This is a genomic window from Pedobacter cryoconitis, from assembly GCF_014207135.1.
Classification (GTDB): Bacteria; Bacteroidota; Bacteroidia; order Sphingobacteriales; family Sphingobacteriaceae; genus Pedobacter; species Pedobacter cryoconitis_D.
On sequence record NZ_JACHCC010000001.1, the window covers coordinates 59,104 to 75,577 of the forward strand.

17 protein-coding genes are annotated in these 16,474 nt (G+C 38.3%); 8 read left to right on the forward strand and 9 right to left on the reverse strand.

Annotated features, from left to right (window positions below; genetic code table 11):
* Positions 1–172: 172 nt before the first annotated feature.
* Positions 173–1,300 carry a 4-hydroxyphenylpyruvate dioxygenase gene (hppD, locus tag HDF25_RS00270; RefSeq protein ID WP_184621575.1) on the reverse strand — a complete coding sequence of 376 codons (1,128 nt, stop codon included), beginning with the start codon at positions 1,298–1,300 and terminating at the stop codon, positions 173–175.
* Between the two features lie 37 nt (positions 1,301–1,337).
* Positions 1,338–2,504, reverse strand: a complete 1,167-nt coding sequence (locus tag HDF25_RS00275) for a homogentisate 1,2-dioxygenase (RefSeq protein ID WP_184621577.1) — start codon at positions 2,502–2,504, stop codon at positions 1,338–1,340.
* A 421-nt stretch (positions 2,505–2,925) separates the two neighbouring features.
* On the opposite strand from HDF25_RS00275, the gene HDF25_RS00280 reads away from it, so the two are divergent.
* Positions 2,926–3,921 (forward strand): fumarylacetoacetate hydrolase family protein, encoded by a 996-nt coding sequence (locus tag HDF25_RS00280; RefSeq protein WP_184621579.1) that lies wholly within the window; start codon positions 2,926–2,928, stop codon positions 3,919–3,921.
* Positions 3,921–4,814, forward strand: a complete 894-nt coding sequence (locus HDF25_RS00285) for a flavin reductase family protein (protein ID WP_184621582.1) — start codon at positions 3,921–3,923, stop codon at positions 4,812–4,814. Before HDF25_RS00280 ends, HDF25_RS00285 begins: the two co-directional genes overlap by 1 nt.
* On the opposite strand, the gene HDF25_RS00290 is transcribed toward HDF25_RS00285, so the two are convergent.
* Positions 4,811–5,326, reverse strand: a complete 516-nt coding sequence (locus HDF25_RS00290; RefSeq protein ID WP_184621584.1) for a C40 family peptidase — start codon at positions 5,324–5,326, stop codon at positions 4,811–4,813. The genes HDF25_RS00285 and HDF25_RS00290 overlap by 4 nt on opposite strands.
* Before the next feature lie 132 nt (positions 5,327–5,458).
* Between HDF25_RS00290 and HDF25_RS00295 the strand changes: the two genes are divergently transcribed.
* From HDF25_RS00295 to HDF25_RS00305, 3 genes are all read left to right on the forward strand, one after another.
* The gene (locus tag HDF25_RS00295) at positions 5,459–6,517 is read left to right on the forward strand and encodes a hypothetical protein (RefSeq protein WP_184621586.1); all 1,059 of its coding nucleotides are present in this window, start codon (positions 5,459–5,461) and stop codon (positions 6,515–6,517) included.
* Positions 6,518–6,592: 75 nt separating this feature from the next.
* The gene (locus HDF25_RS00300; protein ID WP_184621588.1) at positions 6,593–6,922 is read left to right on the forward strand and encodes a hypothetical protein; all 330 of its coding nucleotides are present in this window, start codon (positions 6,593–6,595) and stop codon (positions 6,920–6,922) included.
* A gap of 96 nt (positions 6,923–7,018) precedes the next feature.
* Complete coding sequence (locus HDF25_RS00305) at positions 7,019–7,510, forward strand: hypothetical protein (protein ID WP_184621590.1); 492 nt, start codon at positions 7,019–7,021, stop codon at positions 7,508–7,510.
* Positions 7,511–7,517: 7 nt separating this feature from the next.
* Here the strand turns inward: HDF25_RS00305 and HDF25_RS00310 are convergent, their stop codons facing one another.
* The 4 genes from HDF25_RS00310 to HDF25_RS00325 form a co-directional block, all read right to left on the reverse strand.
* The gene (locus tag HDF25_RS00310) at positions 7,518–8,219 is read right to left on the reverse strand and encodes an SDR family NAD(P)-dependent oxidoreductase (protein WP_184621592.1); all 702 of its coding nucleotides are present in this window, start codon (positions 8,217–8,219) and stop codon (positions 7,518–7,520) included.
* Positions 8,220–8,221: 2 nt separating this feature from the next.
* On the reverse strand, positions 8,222–10,006 hold the full coding sequence (locus HDF25_RS00315; RefSeq protein WP_184621594.1) for an aromatic amino acid hydroxylase: 1,785 nt from the start codon (positions 10,004–10,006) through the stop codon (positions 8,222–8,224).
* A gap of 83 nt (positions 10,007–10,089) precedes the next feature.
* Positions 10,090–10,569, reverse strand: a complete 480-nt coding sequence (locus HDF25_RS00320; RefSeq protein ID WP_184621596.1) for a GtrA family protein — start codon at positions 10,567–10,569, stop codon at positions 10,090–10,092.
* Positions 10,570–10,638: 69 nt separating this feature from the next.
* Positions 10,639–11,325 carry a CAP domain-containing protein gene (locus HDF25_RS00325; protein WP_184621599.1) on the reverse strand — a complete coding sequence of 229 codons (687 nt, stop codon included), beginning with the start codon at positions 11,323–11,325 and terminating at the stop codon, positions 10,639–10,641.
* 71 nt (positions 11,326–11,396) lie between these two features.
* Between HDF25_RS00325 and HDF25_RS00330 the strand changes: the two genes are divergently transcribed.
* Positions 11,397–11,786, forward strand: a complete 390-nt coding sequence (locus tag HDF25_RS00330) for a hypothetical protein (RefSeq protein WP_184621601.1) — start codon at positions 11,397–11,399, stop codon at positions 11,784–11,786.
* Between the two features lie 54 nt (positions 11,787–11,840).
* Here the strand turns inward: HDF25_RS00330 and HDF25_RS00335 are convergent, their stop codons facing one another.
* Positions 11,841–13,328: a glycine--tRNA ligase gene (locus HDF25_RS00335; protein WP_184621603.1), complete on the reverse strand. Its 1,488-nt coding sequence runs from the start codon at positions 13,326–13,328 to the stop codon at positions 11,841–11,843.
* A gap of 111 nt (positions 13,329–13,439) precedes the next feature.
* On the opposite strand from HDF25_RS00335, the gene HDF25_RS00340 reads away from it, so the two are divergent.
* Both HDF25_RS00340 and HDF25_RS00345 read left to right on the forward strand, forming a co-directional pair.
* A complete protein-coding gene (locus HDF25_RS00340) occupies positions 13,440–14,147 on the forward strand; it encodes an ATP-binding cassette domain-containing protein (RefSeq protein WP_184621605.1) in 708 nt (235 codons plus the stop codon).
* 90 nt (positions 14,148–14,237) lie between these two features.
* A complete protein-coding gene (locus HDF25_RS00345; RefSeq protein WP_184621607.1) occupies positions 14,238–14,783 on the forward strand; it encodes an outer membrane beta-barrel protein in 546 nt (181 codons plus the stop codon).
* 109 nt (positions 14,784–14,892) lie between these two features.
* On the opposite strand, the gene HDF25_RS00350 is transcribed toward HDF25_RS00345, so the two are convergent.
* Positions 14,893–16,437: a hypothetical protein gene (locus HDF25_RS00350; protein WP_184621609.1), complete on the reverse strand. Its 1,545-nt coding sequence runs from the start codon at positions 16,435–16,437 to the stop codon at positions 14,893–14,895.
* Positions 16,438–16,474: the final 37 nt, after the last annotated feature.

Here is a 16,474-nt window from a genome sequence, read left to right on the forward strand (position 1 = left end):
AACACACCACATAATTAACTAAATAATACCTGATAGAGCAAATGGAATACCACAATATCAGCGAGGTGTCCGGTTTGTATTTAAAAAGAATGGGTACCGATGCGATGGCTTGACAATATTTACCCCCTCAGACAAAAATTGCAGCCAGAGCATCAGTACCCATTATAGGAAATTAAAGATTTCCTCTGAGCTGTTGTTCTCTTTCCAATGACTCAAATAAAGCTTTAAAGTTTCCTGCACCAAAAGATTGTGCACCTTTTCTTTGAATGATTTCAAAAAATAAGGTAGGACGATCCTGTACTGGTTTGGTAAAAATCTGTAGTAAATAACCTTCTTCATCATGGTCTACCAGAATTCCCAATTCCTGTAAAGGAGCTATATCCTCATCAATTTTTCCAACTCTTTCCAGTAAGGTTTCATAATAAGCTTTTGGAGGAGGACTTAAAAATTCTACCCCGCGTAACTTCATGGCTCTTACAGTTTCAATGATATCATGAGTGGCTACTGCGATATGCTGAACACCCTCACCTTCATAAAACTCTAAATACTCTTCAATTTGTGATTTCTTTTTACCTTCTGCCGGCTCATTGATCGGAAACTTCACATAACCGTTTTTGTTACTCATCACTTTACTCATCAGTGCTGAATATTCAGTATTGATCTGTTTGTCATCGAAGGAAAGAATGTTCTTAAAGCCCATTACATCTTCATACCATTTTACAGCTTCGTTCATCCTGTTCCAGCCTACATTTCCTACACAGTGGTCGATATAGAGTAGTCCTGTACTTCCCGGACGATAATCACTTTCGACAGCGACATAACCAGGCATAAATGCACCCTTGTAATTTTTACGTTCTACAAACAGATGGACAGTTTCTCCATAGGTGTAAATACCGGCTGTACGTACCTCACCAAATTCATCAGTTAATGTTTTAGGTTCCTGGTAGGATACTGCACCACGTTTTACTGTTTCTTCGTAAGATTTATAGGCATCGTCAACCCAAAGAGCAAGGATTTTAACACCATCGCCATGTTTCTTGATATGCTCAATGATCACTCCGTCTGAATTCAGGGGAGTAGTCAATACCAATCTTATTTTTCCCTGCTGTAATACATAGGAAGCTCTGTCTCTGAGACCGGTTTCTGGTCCTGCATAAGCCACAGTTTCAAAACCGAAGGCAGTTTTATAAAAATGTGCAGACTGTTTTGCATTACCAACGTATAACTCAACGTGATCTGTGCCGTTCAGCGGAAGGAAATCCTGTAATTCTGTGTCTTTCTCAACAACTAGTGTTTGCATGTTTTGTCTTTTTATTTATTAATAATTGGTCTTCTGGTTATTCTATATTGATCTGCCAGCTTTTGTGGTAGTTCTCATCTTCAATTTTTATTGCATCCTCTGTCAGCATTAAAGGACGGAAGGGGTCAATCATCACAGCCAGCTCTTCGGTACTCTCTTTACCTATAGATTTTTCTACAGTACCAGGGTGAGGACCATGTGGAATACCTCCGGGATGGAGTGTAATTTGTCCTTTAACCACACTTTTTCTGCTCATAAAATCACCATCAACATAATACAACACTTCGTCACTGTCTACATTACTGTGGTTATATGGAGCTGGGATAGAAAGAGGATGATAATCAAATTTGCGGGGTACAAAAGAACAGATCACAAAGTTATGTCCTTCAAATGTCTGATGTACGGGTGGTGGTTGGTGAAGACGACCCGTAATTGGTTCAAAATCATGGATAGAAAAGGCCCAGGGATAGTGAAAACCATCCCAGCCAACGAAATCGAAAGGATGCGTACCATAAGTATAAGGGTACATTAGACCCTGTTTTTTGATCAGTACTTTGAAATCGCCGAACTCATCAATAGTTTCCAGGTCAGCAGGTCTCCGGATATCACGCTCACAGTAAGGAGAGTGCTCCATCAGCTGGCCATATTCGTTTCTGTAACGTTTTGGAGAACGGATAGGACTGAAACTTTCTACAATGAAAAGCCTGTTTTTTTCATCATCAAATTCCAGCTGATAAATCGTGCCACGGGGTACAACAAGGTAATCACCATAGGAAAAACGGATTTTACCAAAGCCTGTTTTTAAAGTACCTGATCCCTGGTGGATGAAAATAACTTCATCTGCCTGGCTGTTTTTGTAAAAATAATCCGTCATGGACTTTCTTGGTGCAGCAAGGGAAATGTGCAGGTCACTGTTTACCAGGACTGGTTTTCTGCTTTTCAGGTAATCATCTTCGGGTGCAATGTTAAACCCAATCAGGGAAGTGTGTTTCAGATGTTTTTCCCTGGCAATTTTGGGTTCTACCGAATAAGGCTCACCAAGCGACTTGACGATGGTTGGAGGATGACAATGATAAACAAGCGAATACAGGCTCGAAAATCCTTCAGTGGAGACCAGTTCCTCTGCATAAAGCTCACCGTCTGGCTTTCTAAAAACGGTATGTCTTTTAGGTGGAATGGTTCCTAAGGTATGATAAATAGGCATATCTATAGGTTATAATTGGTTAAAATATAGGATGGATAGAAAACGCGAGAACGTTTAATATACTTGGCTTTAGGAAAAAGCTTAAATGGAGTATTGCGCAAAAATGAGTTTAGAAAGCATAGCATACCTGAATGCGGCCAGTACTTGGCTGGCAATGCGGTCCTGATATCTTAGTTTGCTCTTTGTCATTGTTGCGAAGGCTAAATTAAGAATTATATTATTAGGTATCAAATTTATACCATACATTCTATTGCAGTTTAAATTTGCTGGTTTAAAGTTCATCAGTTCAGGGGCCTCTGCTTAGAAATGGGCAGCAAACAATTTTAATTGACAAATTTAAACAGGCTTTTATTCATTGTGGCCTAAATTATCTAGCTTTGATGAGCTTTACATTACAATGTGCTACCAAACATAAAACTATATGAAATTAGTATCCTACAAAACAGAAGACAGAGAACATCTTGGTGTTTTCATCAACGGACATATCTATAATTTGAATTCCTGCGATAAGCAGATTCCAAATGATATGAACGGATTTCTAAAAGATTCAGAAGTACTGATGGAACGGGCTTTAGCAATTGATGCCAAAATTAAATCCGGCGAAATTGAACCTAAAGAAGAAGCGTTTTATGAGGTTGTAGCTCCGGTTCCACATCCAAGCTCCTGCAGGGACGGTTACGCTTTCCGCCAGCATGTAGCTGCGGCACGCAGAAACCGGAAGGTAGATATGATTGCCGAATTTGATCAGTACCCTATATTTTATTTTACTAACCATAACGCTATTCAGGGACCTGGTGAGATTGAATGTATGCCAGATCATTTCCAGAAACTTGATTTTGAGCTGGAAGTAGCGATTGTAATAGGTAAAAAAGGAAGAAATATTAAGGCCGCTGAAGCAGATGCCTATATCGCAGGTTATATGATCATGAATGACATGAGTGCGAGGACACTGCAGATGGAAGAAATGTTATTAAACCTGGGCCCGGCAAAAGGAAAAGATTTTTCTACTGTTATAGGTCCATGGCTGGTAACTCCTGATGAACTGGAAGAATATAAAACAGCACCTAAAGCAGGTCATACAGGAAATAGTTATAAACTGGAAATGAGCTGTACTGTAAATGGAAAACAGGTCTCATCGGGTAATATGGCGGATATGGACTGGACGTTTGCTGAAATTATTGAACGTTGTGCTTACGGAGTTGATATTTTACCAGGAGATGTCATTGGTTCCGGTACTGTCGGTACCGGCTGTTTCCTTGAACTGAATGGTACAGGACTATTAAACAATCCTGATTTTAAGCCACAATGGTTACAGGATGGAGATGTTGTTGAGATGGAGATTACAGGTCTTGGCCGTTTGAGTAATACTATCCGTAAAGTGGATACTGATTTTTCTATTTTAGCCTTGAAAAAATAATGCTGACAGTTAAAACTTCAGATTTGAGTCCGGCGCAACTGCAAAATTATTTGCAATATGCAGTTGCGCCAAGACCGATATGTTTTGCAACGACAATTGACAAAGAGGGGAATATTAATTTAAGCCCCTTTAGCTTTTTCAATATGTTCAGTACCAACCCTCCATTATGTATTTTTTCTCCTGCAAGAAGGGTACGTGACAATACGACAAAGCATACCCTTGAAAATATTCTGGAAGTCAAGGAATGTGTAATTAATATCGTAAACTATCCAATGGTTCAGCAGACCAGTCTGGCTAGTACTGAATATGCCAAAGGGGTAAATGAATTTGAAAAGGCTGGTTTTACCATGCTTCCTTCACAACTGGTTAAACCGCCACGTGTAGCAGAAGCTCCTGTACAGATGGAGTGTATAGTTACAGAAGTGATCCATCTGGGAAACAATCCCGGTGCAGGGAACCTGATCCTGGCAGAGATAAAACTGATCCATATTCAGGAAGAGATTCTGGATGAAGACGGGAAAATTGATCAGGCAAAGATTGATCTGGTTGCCCGGCTGGGAGGAGACTGGTACTGTCGTGTAACTGCTGATAATCTTTTTAAAGTAGCTAAGCCATTAACTACCCTGGGTATTGGAGTTGATGCCCTTCCTAAAGGAGTAAGGAATTCTTATGTATTGAGTGGTAATGATCTGGGGATGTTGGGAAATATAGAAAATGTTCCTTCTGAAGAAGAAATCGACCTGGTGAGAAATATGCCTGCTGTAAAGGAAGTGCTGGATGCAACTATTGGTGATGCCGTAAATCGTCAGCGTGAATTGCATGAACTGGCTAAAACTATGCTGGAACAGGGCGAGGTATCGGATGCCCTGAAAGTTGTATTGCTGGAAAGCTAGAGAATACTTACCGCTCTCATCAGACGGCTTTTGTAATAAGGATTAAGTGTAGTAATAGTTACACCATGTGCTTTACCGGAGGTAGAATGGATAAATTGTATCGTATCTCCGGTAATACTTGCTATAATTCCAACATGTCCTACCACCCGTCTTCTGGGATTGGTACCTGTGAATATAAGGACATCACCAACTTTTGCATTTTCCAGCTTTACAGGAGTGCCTGTCTGATTAAATTCTGTAGAAGAACGTGGTACGTTAACACCAAAATTGTGGAATACATAACTGACAAAACCCGAACAGTCAAATCCTATCGATGGATTGCTGCTTGCATATCTGTAAGGGATACCGATTAGAGTTTTTGCGAAATCTATTAATTGGTTGGAGGTCTTGTTTTGTGAAAAATGAACAAGCATTTTATTGAGCAGGTCCTGGTATTTGACAGGGACCGTCTGCGATTGACCAGTGCTGGCAAAAAGAACTACGAAGCAGAATGATAAAAATATTTTCTTCATATATCGGTCGCTAAGTTATTAAAATATTTTACAAAGCAATATAAAATTAAGTTGGTCGCTTTGAGATAAGACCCTATGGATATATCGGCCTGATAAAAAATTGAGGGATTTATAAATATTGAATTTGTATTGATGAAAAATTGCGATCTTGGCAGAATTAATCATCTTAAAGCTCATCAATTGAAGTATTCATTTATTTTTTTAACTGCCATTGTGTTTATGACCAATGTTTCTTATGGTCAAGACAATAATATTTTTCAGGCAGGTGGTAATGTTGGTATTGGAACGACAGGCCCAACAACAAGGTTACAGGTTAGCGGGACATTAAGTGCTGTTGATCTTGCGAATGCCCTGGGCACATCTACACCTGTTATTTTTGGAAGTGTCAGTAATGCATATCCTACATTTGGAGTTTCCATGAACCATGTGGTTGAAGATCCGGGTACAAACGTTTATGGAATGGCTCTGCTGTCTACTGACAGTTATTTAACGGGACGTACTGAGAAGGTGAGAATTACCGGTAGCGGAAATGTGGGGATAGGAACGAAGACACCAAATACAAAATTACAGGTTAGCGGGACATTAAGTGCTATTGATCTTGTAAGTACCCTTGGTGCATCAACGCCTGTTATTTATGGCAGTATTGGTGGGGCATATCCTGGCTGGGGAGTTTCTATTAATCATGTGGTTGAAGATGTTGGCTCTAATCACTATGGTATGGCCCTGCTTACAACGGATAATTTTCTGACAGGGCGTACAGAGAAAATGAGAATTGCTGCTAACGGAAATGTTGGGATCGGTACTGCGGCACCAGATTCAAAACTTTCTGTTAATGGAGTAATTCATTCAAAATCGGTTAAAGTTGATATGAACAACTGGCCTGATTATGTATTTAAACCAAAGTATGATTTGCTTACTTTAAATGAAGTTAAAAGTTACATTATAAAGAATCAGCATTTGCCAGAAATGCCTTCGGCTGTGGAAATTGAAACGAATGGTTTAAATCTGGGTGATATGAATAAGCTGTTGACGAAAAAGGTGGAAGAACTGACACTTTATCTGCTGGAAAAAGATACAGAAGTCAGTACATTAAAATCAGACCTCGGTTCATTGGAGAAAAGATATAGTGACCAGCAAAGTCAGCTCAATGCTATAAAAGATATGTTAGACCAACTCAAAAAAGCTAAATAACCAGTCAGTTCCGGCTATCAAAAATGTTACCGGTATGCGGGTTATATTCAGGTCTTTATATTTAAATTCATGTTTATGAAAACATATAAAAATTATCTGTTTATTATAACAATTTTTTGCTTTTTACTGGCCTCATGTGCGCTCCCTGTAACTTATTTGGGTGACCGGCTTACGCCGACATCATCTATTGATTTTTTCTATTCGGCCCACGATGTCAAAACTAATTATAAAGTTATTGGTCACCTGGTTTGCAATAACGTCAGAGAAAGTCAGGTGAAACAATCACTAATTGAATATGGAAAAAAAATAGGAGCAGATGCTATTGTTCTTCTCGGAACCAGCGCTAACGGAGATATCCAAGCTGGCATTGTTAATGCAGATGCACTGAAGTATATTAAAGAATAATCTTGTAAAGTTCTTCTACATTTATTATTTAATATAATTAAGGATAATATTAAATAATAGATCTTAGTGAAATTAACAATCATAAAGATCAGAAAATTGAAGAACCTATTTATTTTTTTAACAGCAGTAACCTTCACAATTAATACCTCTCATGCCCAGAATAATATTTTTTCTGTAAATGGTAATGTTGGTATTGGAACTACAACACCAGATGAAAAACTTGCAGTTAATGGAGTGATCCATTCCAAAGAAGTAAGAGTTGATCTAAAGGCCTGGCCTGATTATGTTTTTAAGCCGAGGTATAATCTCCTTACTTTGAATGAGGTTAAGACCTTTGTTGAACAGAATCATCATTTACCAGAGATGCCTTCGGCACAGGAGGTCGAAACCAAAGATTTGAAATTAGGTGAAATAAATACACTCCTGACTAAAAAAGTCGAGGAATTAACACTCTATTTATTTGAAAAGGATGCTGAGGTAACTACGCTGAAATCCAACTTTGATTCGTTGGAGAAAAAATATCAGGATCAGCAAAATCAGCTCCATGCTATAAAAGATATGTTGGACCAGCTCAAAAAAGGCAAGTAATTGCCTTTTAGGGTGTAGTCACCGCAACCGGAAGAATCTTCCCATTGAAGAATTTATGTCCTGTTTTTGCAAAGTCGGCAACGTATTTTCCCATTTCAAAAGCCATTACCGGAGATTGATACCCAGGGAATGCCTGTTCAAGCATTTCAGTTTGTGCCGAACCCAGGGCCAGGCAATTTACCTTTATGCCCAAATCTGCCAGCTCAAAAGCCAGGCATTCAGTTAAAGTATGCAATGCACCTTTACTGGAAGAATATGCAGCAAGTCCCGGGAATTTAATACTTCCCTGAAAGCCACCCATACTGCCTATATTTACAATATGACTTTCTTTGTGCATTAAAGGAACCAGGTTTTTAATCATATTAAAATGACCAGTTACATTACTCTGAAACATCTCATTTAAATCCGCAGCAGAGGTCTCTAAGAATGGCTTGTTGATTAAAGCACCTGCATTATTGATCAGGACGTCCACGGTACCCAGTCTCTCTCTTAGAAAAGGTACTAATGCTGCATAATCATCATTTACAATATCAAATTCGACAGGTAATAAGGTGCAGTCCGGGTTAATCCCCCGGGCAATTTCCAATAACTTTCTTAGTTTGTCTGCCGAGCGGGCAATACATACTACTTTATTCTCTGTCTGTAGCGTAAATTCTAAGGCAGCTTCAAAACCTATTCCGCTGCTTGCACCTGTTAATACAATATTCATGTTTAATCTTCTTCTGTAATCAACTGAGTAACTGGGTTCGCAATTACATGCAGCCCGTCATTAATCAGTTTTTGATGATGAGGTTCGGCCAGGGCCTTTGTTTCCAGGTAATTCCTGATCTCTTTTTCCAATTCGGGATGCGACCCTTTATAATGAGTTATTTCCAGGATTTCAAGTAAACTAAGCCAATCCTGTGGATAAGTTGTTTTTATAGTGCCGAATAAGGAGGGTAATTGCTCTTCACCATTTCCGCTTTCCCTGATCTGCCTTATATTTTTGTAGATATCATGCAATTGCGTAGTAGCTTCATCGTAAATAACCTTTTCTGTTTGTTTTTCGCTGATATAGGTGATTTCTTCATAAGCGTCTTTATCCGCTGCCCCGTTAAACACAGATACAATTTTCTCTCCGACAGCCATATCATAAGTTCCCCATTCCGGCTGGAAGAGTATATTTCCACTACTTTCTTTAACTGTACATTCTTCAAATGCAATCAGGATGATCTGATTATTATGCTTATAGATCTTTTTCACTAAACCACTAACATTTATACCACTCTCAAAAGTCAGTTCAGTGAGATTGTTTTCTTTAATGCCAATTGCATCCAGTTCTTCATCACTAAAGTTTTCAAGTGCTGTTACTGAGTTTTTTAACTTTCCTACCGGAGATGAAAAACCATCTTTATGGTATTGTTTACCATGACCTTCCAGTTGTTTATCAGCAACTGATAAGGCCGAAGGTCCCGAGGTTTTGATAAAGGTAAGCTCCCCAGATCCGTTCAATCCCATATCGCTGAATACACCAGTTACCTGCAAGCCTGAACTATATACCGCAGTCGCTGCATTTTTTGAATCTATAGCTTTATTTATGCTCTCGGTACCACCTTTCCTAAATGACATTGTATCAGCAAATTGTTCCAGTACATCTATCAGATTCTGAAAAGTTTCTGTAACAAAAAGCTGAGGTTGTGTTTTAGTGATGTCGTAGCTGTAATTAATAGTATCTATGGTGTAAGGAATCTTTTTTACATTCTCCTTCATACAGCTTGAGCTTTCCCCTATAGAGGAAAGAAGACCAGCACCATAGATCTTTGGATCAGAAAGTGTACCGATCAAACCATATTCTACTGTCCACCAATGTAATCTGCTCAGTAAAGCCATTTCCGAAGGTTCACCCATATTGGCCGATATATGTTGTAAGCGTTCTTCTGCTCTGGCGATCTCAAACTCAGGAATTTCGACAGCTTCTTTTAAAATAGAAAGTTCACGGATAGCCTCATATAGTTCGAAGTCTTTTGCCGAAAACATAGCTTTTGCACCTATAGAACCAAAATAACTCAGGTAATTATTGTAATCCGCATCCGCGATAATAGGAGCATGACCTGCCGATTCATGGATAATATCCGGTGCCGGCGTATATTCGATATGGTTAATCTGACGAATGTCTGCTGCAATTACCAATACCCGGTAAGCCTGGTATTCCATGAAAGCTGCGGGAGGGATAAATCCATCTACAGTTACTGCACCCCAGCCTAGTTTTGCAAGGTTGTTGTTCATGGTTTGCAGATCAGGGATATATTCGATGCTTAGTCCTGCACGTTGTAAACCCTTGATATACGGATAGTAAGCAACATCTTTTAAATAACTGTAATTCTGACGCATTACATAACGCCACACCGCCTGATCAACTGGCGTGTATTTAGCATAGTTCTGATCTACGATAAATTGCCTCAGATGTTTAGGTAATTTTGTTACCTGGGGGTTGTTAAAGTCATTAAAATCGCTCATTGCCTTTTATATTTGATATTTGCTAAGATAAGGTTGAAATACGATTTATCAAGAAAACCGTAATGCTTTTACTTCTGTGTGATTTATTTTTTAACCTTGAAAGAGAAGTGTTTTTGGGTGAAATAGCTGAATATAGCCAGAATAACTGTACATATAATTTTAGCCACGGTTGCATAAACATGGAAGGTTTCTACCAATACTTTCAGCATGGCAAAGTTAAGCAGAATGTTTGTAGCGAACACAGTACCATACCTGAATAATTGTATTCTTCCTTTGAGCTGCGACTGTGTAAATACAAGATACTTATTCAGTATAAAACCGATCAGAAAGCTAATAAAGGATTCTATAATCAGTGCTGCTACAGGAGCGGTAATCATTCCTGGAGGAAAAGGAAGATTGACGTGCTGCTGATGTAAAATGTAGTTATAGACAATATAATAAACAACAATACCTGCCGCAGCATTTGTACCACCTGAAATGATATATCTGAAAGTATGAACGGAGACCCAGCGCGAAAACGGGGGGTAGAAAAAATCTATAAATTTGAGTACGGCTTTACGCATGCAGGGTTAAAATCTGTAATAGCGGGCAATTTAGGGATTGATATTCAATATCGAAAATAACAGGTCATTTTAACGTGCCGGAGGAGCAGAAATAAAATCAATAACAGCACAGTATTTGTATCCCGGATGGGTACCGATATTTACACCGACCAGGCTTAAATTATAATTTGTACCGAGTATGGTTTTCCGGTGTCCAAGATCAGGAACATTTTTATCCAGCAGTAGCATACAGACATTAGCTAGTCCTTTAGAAAAGCCAAAGGCCAGATTTTCTGCCATTGCCCTTCGGGGATAAAATTTTGAAATCCGGTCTGATACCGTACGGCCATCACTCGAATTATGCCCTGCAAGATTATGCTTCTTCAGATCTTTGGCATGTTGCTGAGCCACCCAGGTAAGCGTTTCATCCGGGCTGAAAAGCGTCAGATCTTTAATATCTTTAAGATCCTTTTCCAACCCGCGGTAGTATTTATCTTTCCGGTTAATCTTCAGCTCATTATAATTACTGTATTGCTGCATATCGATATTATAGGCATCAGCAAACTCCTGGAAATAGGTGTTGAAAAATTTCTCTCCATCGGTGCGTGCCAGGTTCATATAGAAGATGATGCTTTTTTCTTCATCATTTAGATAGCTGATGTTTTTTGCTGTATTCGCATTTTCAAGTTCCTGTGCTGACCATGTCCTGCCTGACTGTGCTTTTGAGATACCTGAATTAAAAACGAAAAAAAGAATGACCAGAGGGATGAATTTCATGTTAGGATTAACGTCAGTAAATGTGTTTTAATATGATATAAAATCTAAATTTGGAAAGATTAAATCAGGTTATGAAAAAAGCATTTATTTTATCAGCATTACTATTTGCAGGTATTTCAGGTTATACACAAACCTATAAACCGGTTACAAGTACTAATAAATACTATTTACAGACTGTCAAAGGGATTACTTATACCTATAAAGACGGGGTCATTGAGGTGAAAAATAATGGACAGTACGCTATCGGTACCTTAAGTATTATAGCTTCTTCTAAGGTTGACAGTACCTTATTTGGAATAGCTTTATTCGAAGACACTACATTGGGGAAAGGTGAAACTGCCCGTCAGAGTGTTTGTTTTTCCCGTGGTCTTGGTAAAGATGAAAAGGAAATTCCATTGAAAGAGATTGATCCAAAGAGTTTAGTGTTTTCCTTTGATAAGGCTACCAGGGCAATTAAATAATAAAATCCGCTCCTTTTTTCAATGAGGAGCGGATTTTAGCTGTTTTAGCAATTATTAAATTTGTCTCAGCAGGTTTTTCCAGCTTACTTTATTAGAGATAATTTCTTCCAGATCTTTGATGTCAATTCTCTGTTGCTCCATGCTGTCGCGATGACGGATCGTAACCGTATCATCCTCCAGTGTCTGATGATCAATAGTGATACAGAAAGGAGTACCGATAGCGTCTTGTCTGCGGTAACGTTTTCCTATGGAATCTTTCTCCTCATAAACTACGTTATAGTCCAGTTTCAGATTATCCATAATTTTCTGCGCTTTCTCCGGCAGGCCATCTTTTTTGGTTAATGGTAAAATAGCTGCTTTTATCGGTGCAAGACAAGGATGCAGGTGAAGTACAATACGGCTGTCAGTTTTTTCTCCTTCGCTCAGATCCTGCTCTTCAAAAGCTCCGATCATAGTTAACAGGAACATACGATCCAGACCTATTGAAGTTTCAATAACATAAGGAATATAGTTACCATAAGGCTTGCCATCCTCATTCAGATCATTATCAAAATATTGCATTTTCTTACCAGAAAATTCCTGGTGCTGCGTCAGATCAAAATCTGTACGGCTATGAATACCTTCAACCTCTTTAAAGCCAAAAGGGAATTCAAATTCAATATCAACTGCAGCATTTGCATAGTGTGCGAGTTTTGCATGATCATGATATTTGTATTTTGCAGGGTCTGTACCTAAAGCAGTATGCCATTTCAGACGTGCTTCTTTCCAGTAAGCATACCATTTCATCTCTTCACCCGGGCGAACAAAGAACTGCATTTCCATTTGTTCAAATTCACGCATACGCATGATGAACTGACGGGCAATCACTTCATTTCTGAAAGCTTTACCAATTTGGGCAATACCGAAAGGGATTTTCATTCTTCCGGATTTTTGAACATTCAGGAAGTTTACAAAAATACCCTGTGCTGTTTCAGGACGTAAATATACTTCTTCAGCACCTTCAGCCATTGCGCCAAACTGGGTACTGAACATCAGGTTAAACTGACGTACATCCGTCCAGTTTTTGGTGCCGCTTACCGGGCATGCGATCTCATGCTCTTCGATCAGGACTTTCAGCTGAGGCAGGTTTTCAGCTTTCAGAGCTTCATCCATATCAGCCTGTAGCTTAGCTGCTTTATCTGTTTTACCGTCTTTTTCATAACGGGCGATTTTATCTTCTAATAACTGGTCTGCACGATAACGTTTTTTCGAATCTTTATTATCGATCATCGGATCACTGAACCCATCTACGTGTCCACTGGCTTTCCATACTTTGGGATGCATAAAAATTGCTGAATCTATCCCTACGATATTTTCATGCATTTGCACCATAGATTTCCACCAGTAAGTCTTGATGTTGTTTTTTAGCTCAGCACCTAACTGACCATAATCATAAACGGCACTTAAGCCATCATAAATTTCGCTGCTTTGAAATACGAAACCATATTCCTTGGCGTGGGAGATCACATTTTTAAATTGTTCGTCGTTATTCGTTTTGGCCATAATACTGCAAATATAGAATTTGGAGGGTAATTTTACTCTATATAGCGTACGAATTATTACTTTTGAAATTGATACGCAGGATACCATCATCCACAATTAAAATTTAGCACATTGAGCATTCAGGTAGAAGGACTGTCCAAAACATACGGTCGGCAAAAAGCAGTAGATAATATCAGTTTTCAGGCGGTACCAGGTAAAATTCTGGGTTTTCTGGGGCCAAACGGAGCGGGAAAGTCTACGACAATGCGGATGCTGACGGGGTATCTGCTTCCTACATCTGGAAAATCAAGTTTAGGCGGTTACGATACCAGCTCGCAGAGTCTGGAGATGCGTCGTATCATGGGCTATCTGCCTGAAAATACACCATTATATACAGATATGTATGTAAGAGAATTTCTGACTTTTGTAGCAGATACTTATCAGTTGTCGCAGCCCGGAATCAAAGTAAAGGATGTAATTGCAAGAGTGGGGCTGGGTGATGAGCAACATAAAAAAATTGCGATGTTAAGTAAAGGATATAAACAGCGTGTAGGACTGGCCCAGGCAATTATACACGATCCTGAGGTCCTGATTATGGATGAACCAACTACTGGTCTGGACCCTAATCAGTTGTCTGATATCCGGGAATTAATTAAGACTCTTGGTAAGAATAAAACTGTAGTTCTTTCCACACACATTATGCAGGAAGTTGAAGCTCTTTGTGAACAGGTCGTGATTATCAATAAAGGAAAAATTGTCGCCGATTCGTCATTAATTGAACTTAAAAAAATACATAAAACTGACTCTTTGGAGGATATGTTCAGGATGTTAACTGGTTGAAGGGTAGTTTATTGATTGCTTAATGGTAGGTTTGGCTAGCTTTTTGTTTATGTCTTGAAGGACTTTGTCCTTTAACTTAAATAAGAAATCATGAAAAGATTATTTTTACTAACAGCTATAGCTGGAATTTTCGCCTTCTCAAACGTTTCAGCTCAAACGAAAGATCCGGCCATGTCGGGTCAGAAATTAGGTATAGGATTAGATTTTGCTTTACCTACAGGTAATACTAATAACCTTTATAAATTAGGATTTGGTGGTTCATTGCAGTATCAGACACCGATTGCGCAGAGTTTAAACTTTACAGCTGATGCAGGTTTTTTAAGCTTCAGCGGCAAAGATTTTGGAGGGTTCAAATATCCTAAATATAGCGCTATCCCAGTAAAAGCAGGTTTGAGATACTTTTTAGTTGAAAATGTTTTTGTAGGTGGTGAAATTGGTGCCGCTTTTGGAACGAGTTCTGGTGCAAAAACTTCGTTTATCTATACACCGGGAGTAGGTGTTGAATTTCCTGTCGCTAACAAATCAACCATTGAGCTAGGTGCACGTTATGAAGGATGGACAGGTGGTAACAATAATATTATTGTACCTGTTAAGAATTTTATCGGTTTTAGATTGGCTTACAACTTTGGCATATAATAAGGTTATACTTAGCTATTAGACTTAATACTCAAAAGGCGCCTTAAATTAAAGGCGCCTTTTATGTTGGATTGTCCCAAATAAGTATTGAATATTTATCTGGTTTGCATTAAAAAACCTTTTTAGGTTGAACAGTTATGCTTAAAAGATTTCCGGTTGTTATTTCTCTGGTAGTATAACTACCACCTGAACTTCCAGTAATTATAGGTTGGTCGAAGGTCAAAATTGCCTCTCCTAAGAAATCAGAATTTAAGGTTGTCTTAACAGTATAACTGTTTTTAGTACTCGTAGTCGCACTTCCGCCAAACTTTAATCCTATTTTTTTAGATACACCGAGGTCGATTCCGAAATTTCCAGCATACGTGCTTGTATTTTCGTAAGATTTAGTGATTTCCTGAGCGTTATCTGTTTCATAAAATATGAATTTCCAAGCAGTACCGTAATTTTCCAGGTCCCATGGTACTAACTCTATATTTGGATGAAATTCTTTTGGTGTGACACTTTTGATTTGATATATTTTTATTGTCCCAAATGGACCGTGCGCATCTTGAATCAGATCATATTGAAGATCAAATAACTCTCCCGGGCTTACACTCATAACTTTAGTTAATTCACTTCCCGCTCCATTTTTTGCATTAATTAATATAGTAATCTTAATTTCGAAATTACCTTCTGTCCACATTGTTTTTGGAAGTGGGGGTTTAGTATTAGCTTGACCGTATAGATCATTTTTCTTTGGATCCTCATCTTGATCTGAAATTATGCCTAGAGCATTAGGAGTAAGGAATTTAAAGGAAGTAATGAATTCACTATAGTTATGCTTAAATTCTCCATTTGGGGTACTTGCAGTAAGTCCATAATATATGTAATCACGGTGCCATTCATTTCCTGAATTATAAGCTTCAATACTGATAGGGTCAATATCATTAACGATTGCTGCATTACTTTTAACAAAGTTAACTTGCTTGCTTTTATTAGTACCATCAAAAGCCTTATCAGCAAAACTTAGTGATAAATTGCTATTCTGATAAGCAATTGATGATCCATTTTTTATTGAATTAGACATTTTCGCAGTAGACTGTAATGAGTTTCTGTTTACAATTACTCTCTCATTTTGTTTAATAACAAGAACAGGGAATGCTGGTGTTTGGTTCGGTTTTAAAACCATTGAGTTTCCAGAACCGTCATATAGTGAAACATTACTTTCTCCAACATTTGAAGTTGCAATAAAAGGGACTTCACTAGCAGCATTCCATTTTTCTGGTGAAAAACTAGGTAAACTTGGGATAAAAATTGTTAATAGAGGTAGTTGAGTCTCAATTGAATCTAGCTCTTTATCAGAGACTTGGTAGCGAATTAATTTTTCATGGAGAGTCTCTGCTCCATTGATTTTTACATCTTTAACCATATGGTATAAAATATCATGGTCATTGTCAAATTGTTTTAAGCTTTCATTTTTAAGGAAGTTTCTTAAATCTGGATCTGATTTTACTGCCTTAGCTAACAGCACTGCGAATTTGGTTTGGGCTAGATTTGTTTCTGAGTTTTTTGAATCAATAGCAGTTGACCCAGTGTTTTGTCGATTCGAATCTTTTTTACAAGATTGATGGATGATTGAAATCGCAATACATGCAATTATTAAAATTTTTTTCATAAATATAGTTTTTCAATGATTAATTCAATAAATAACG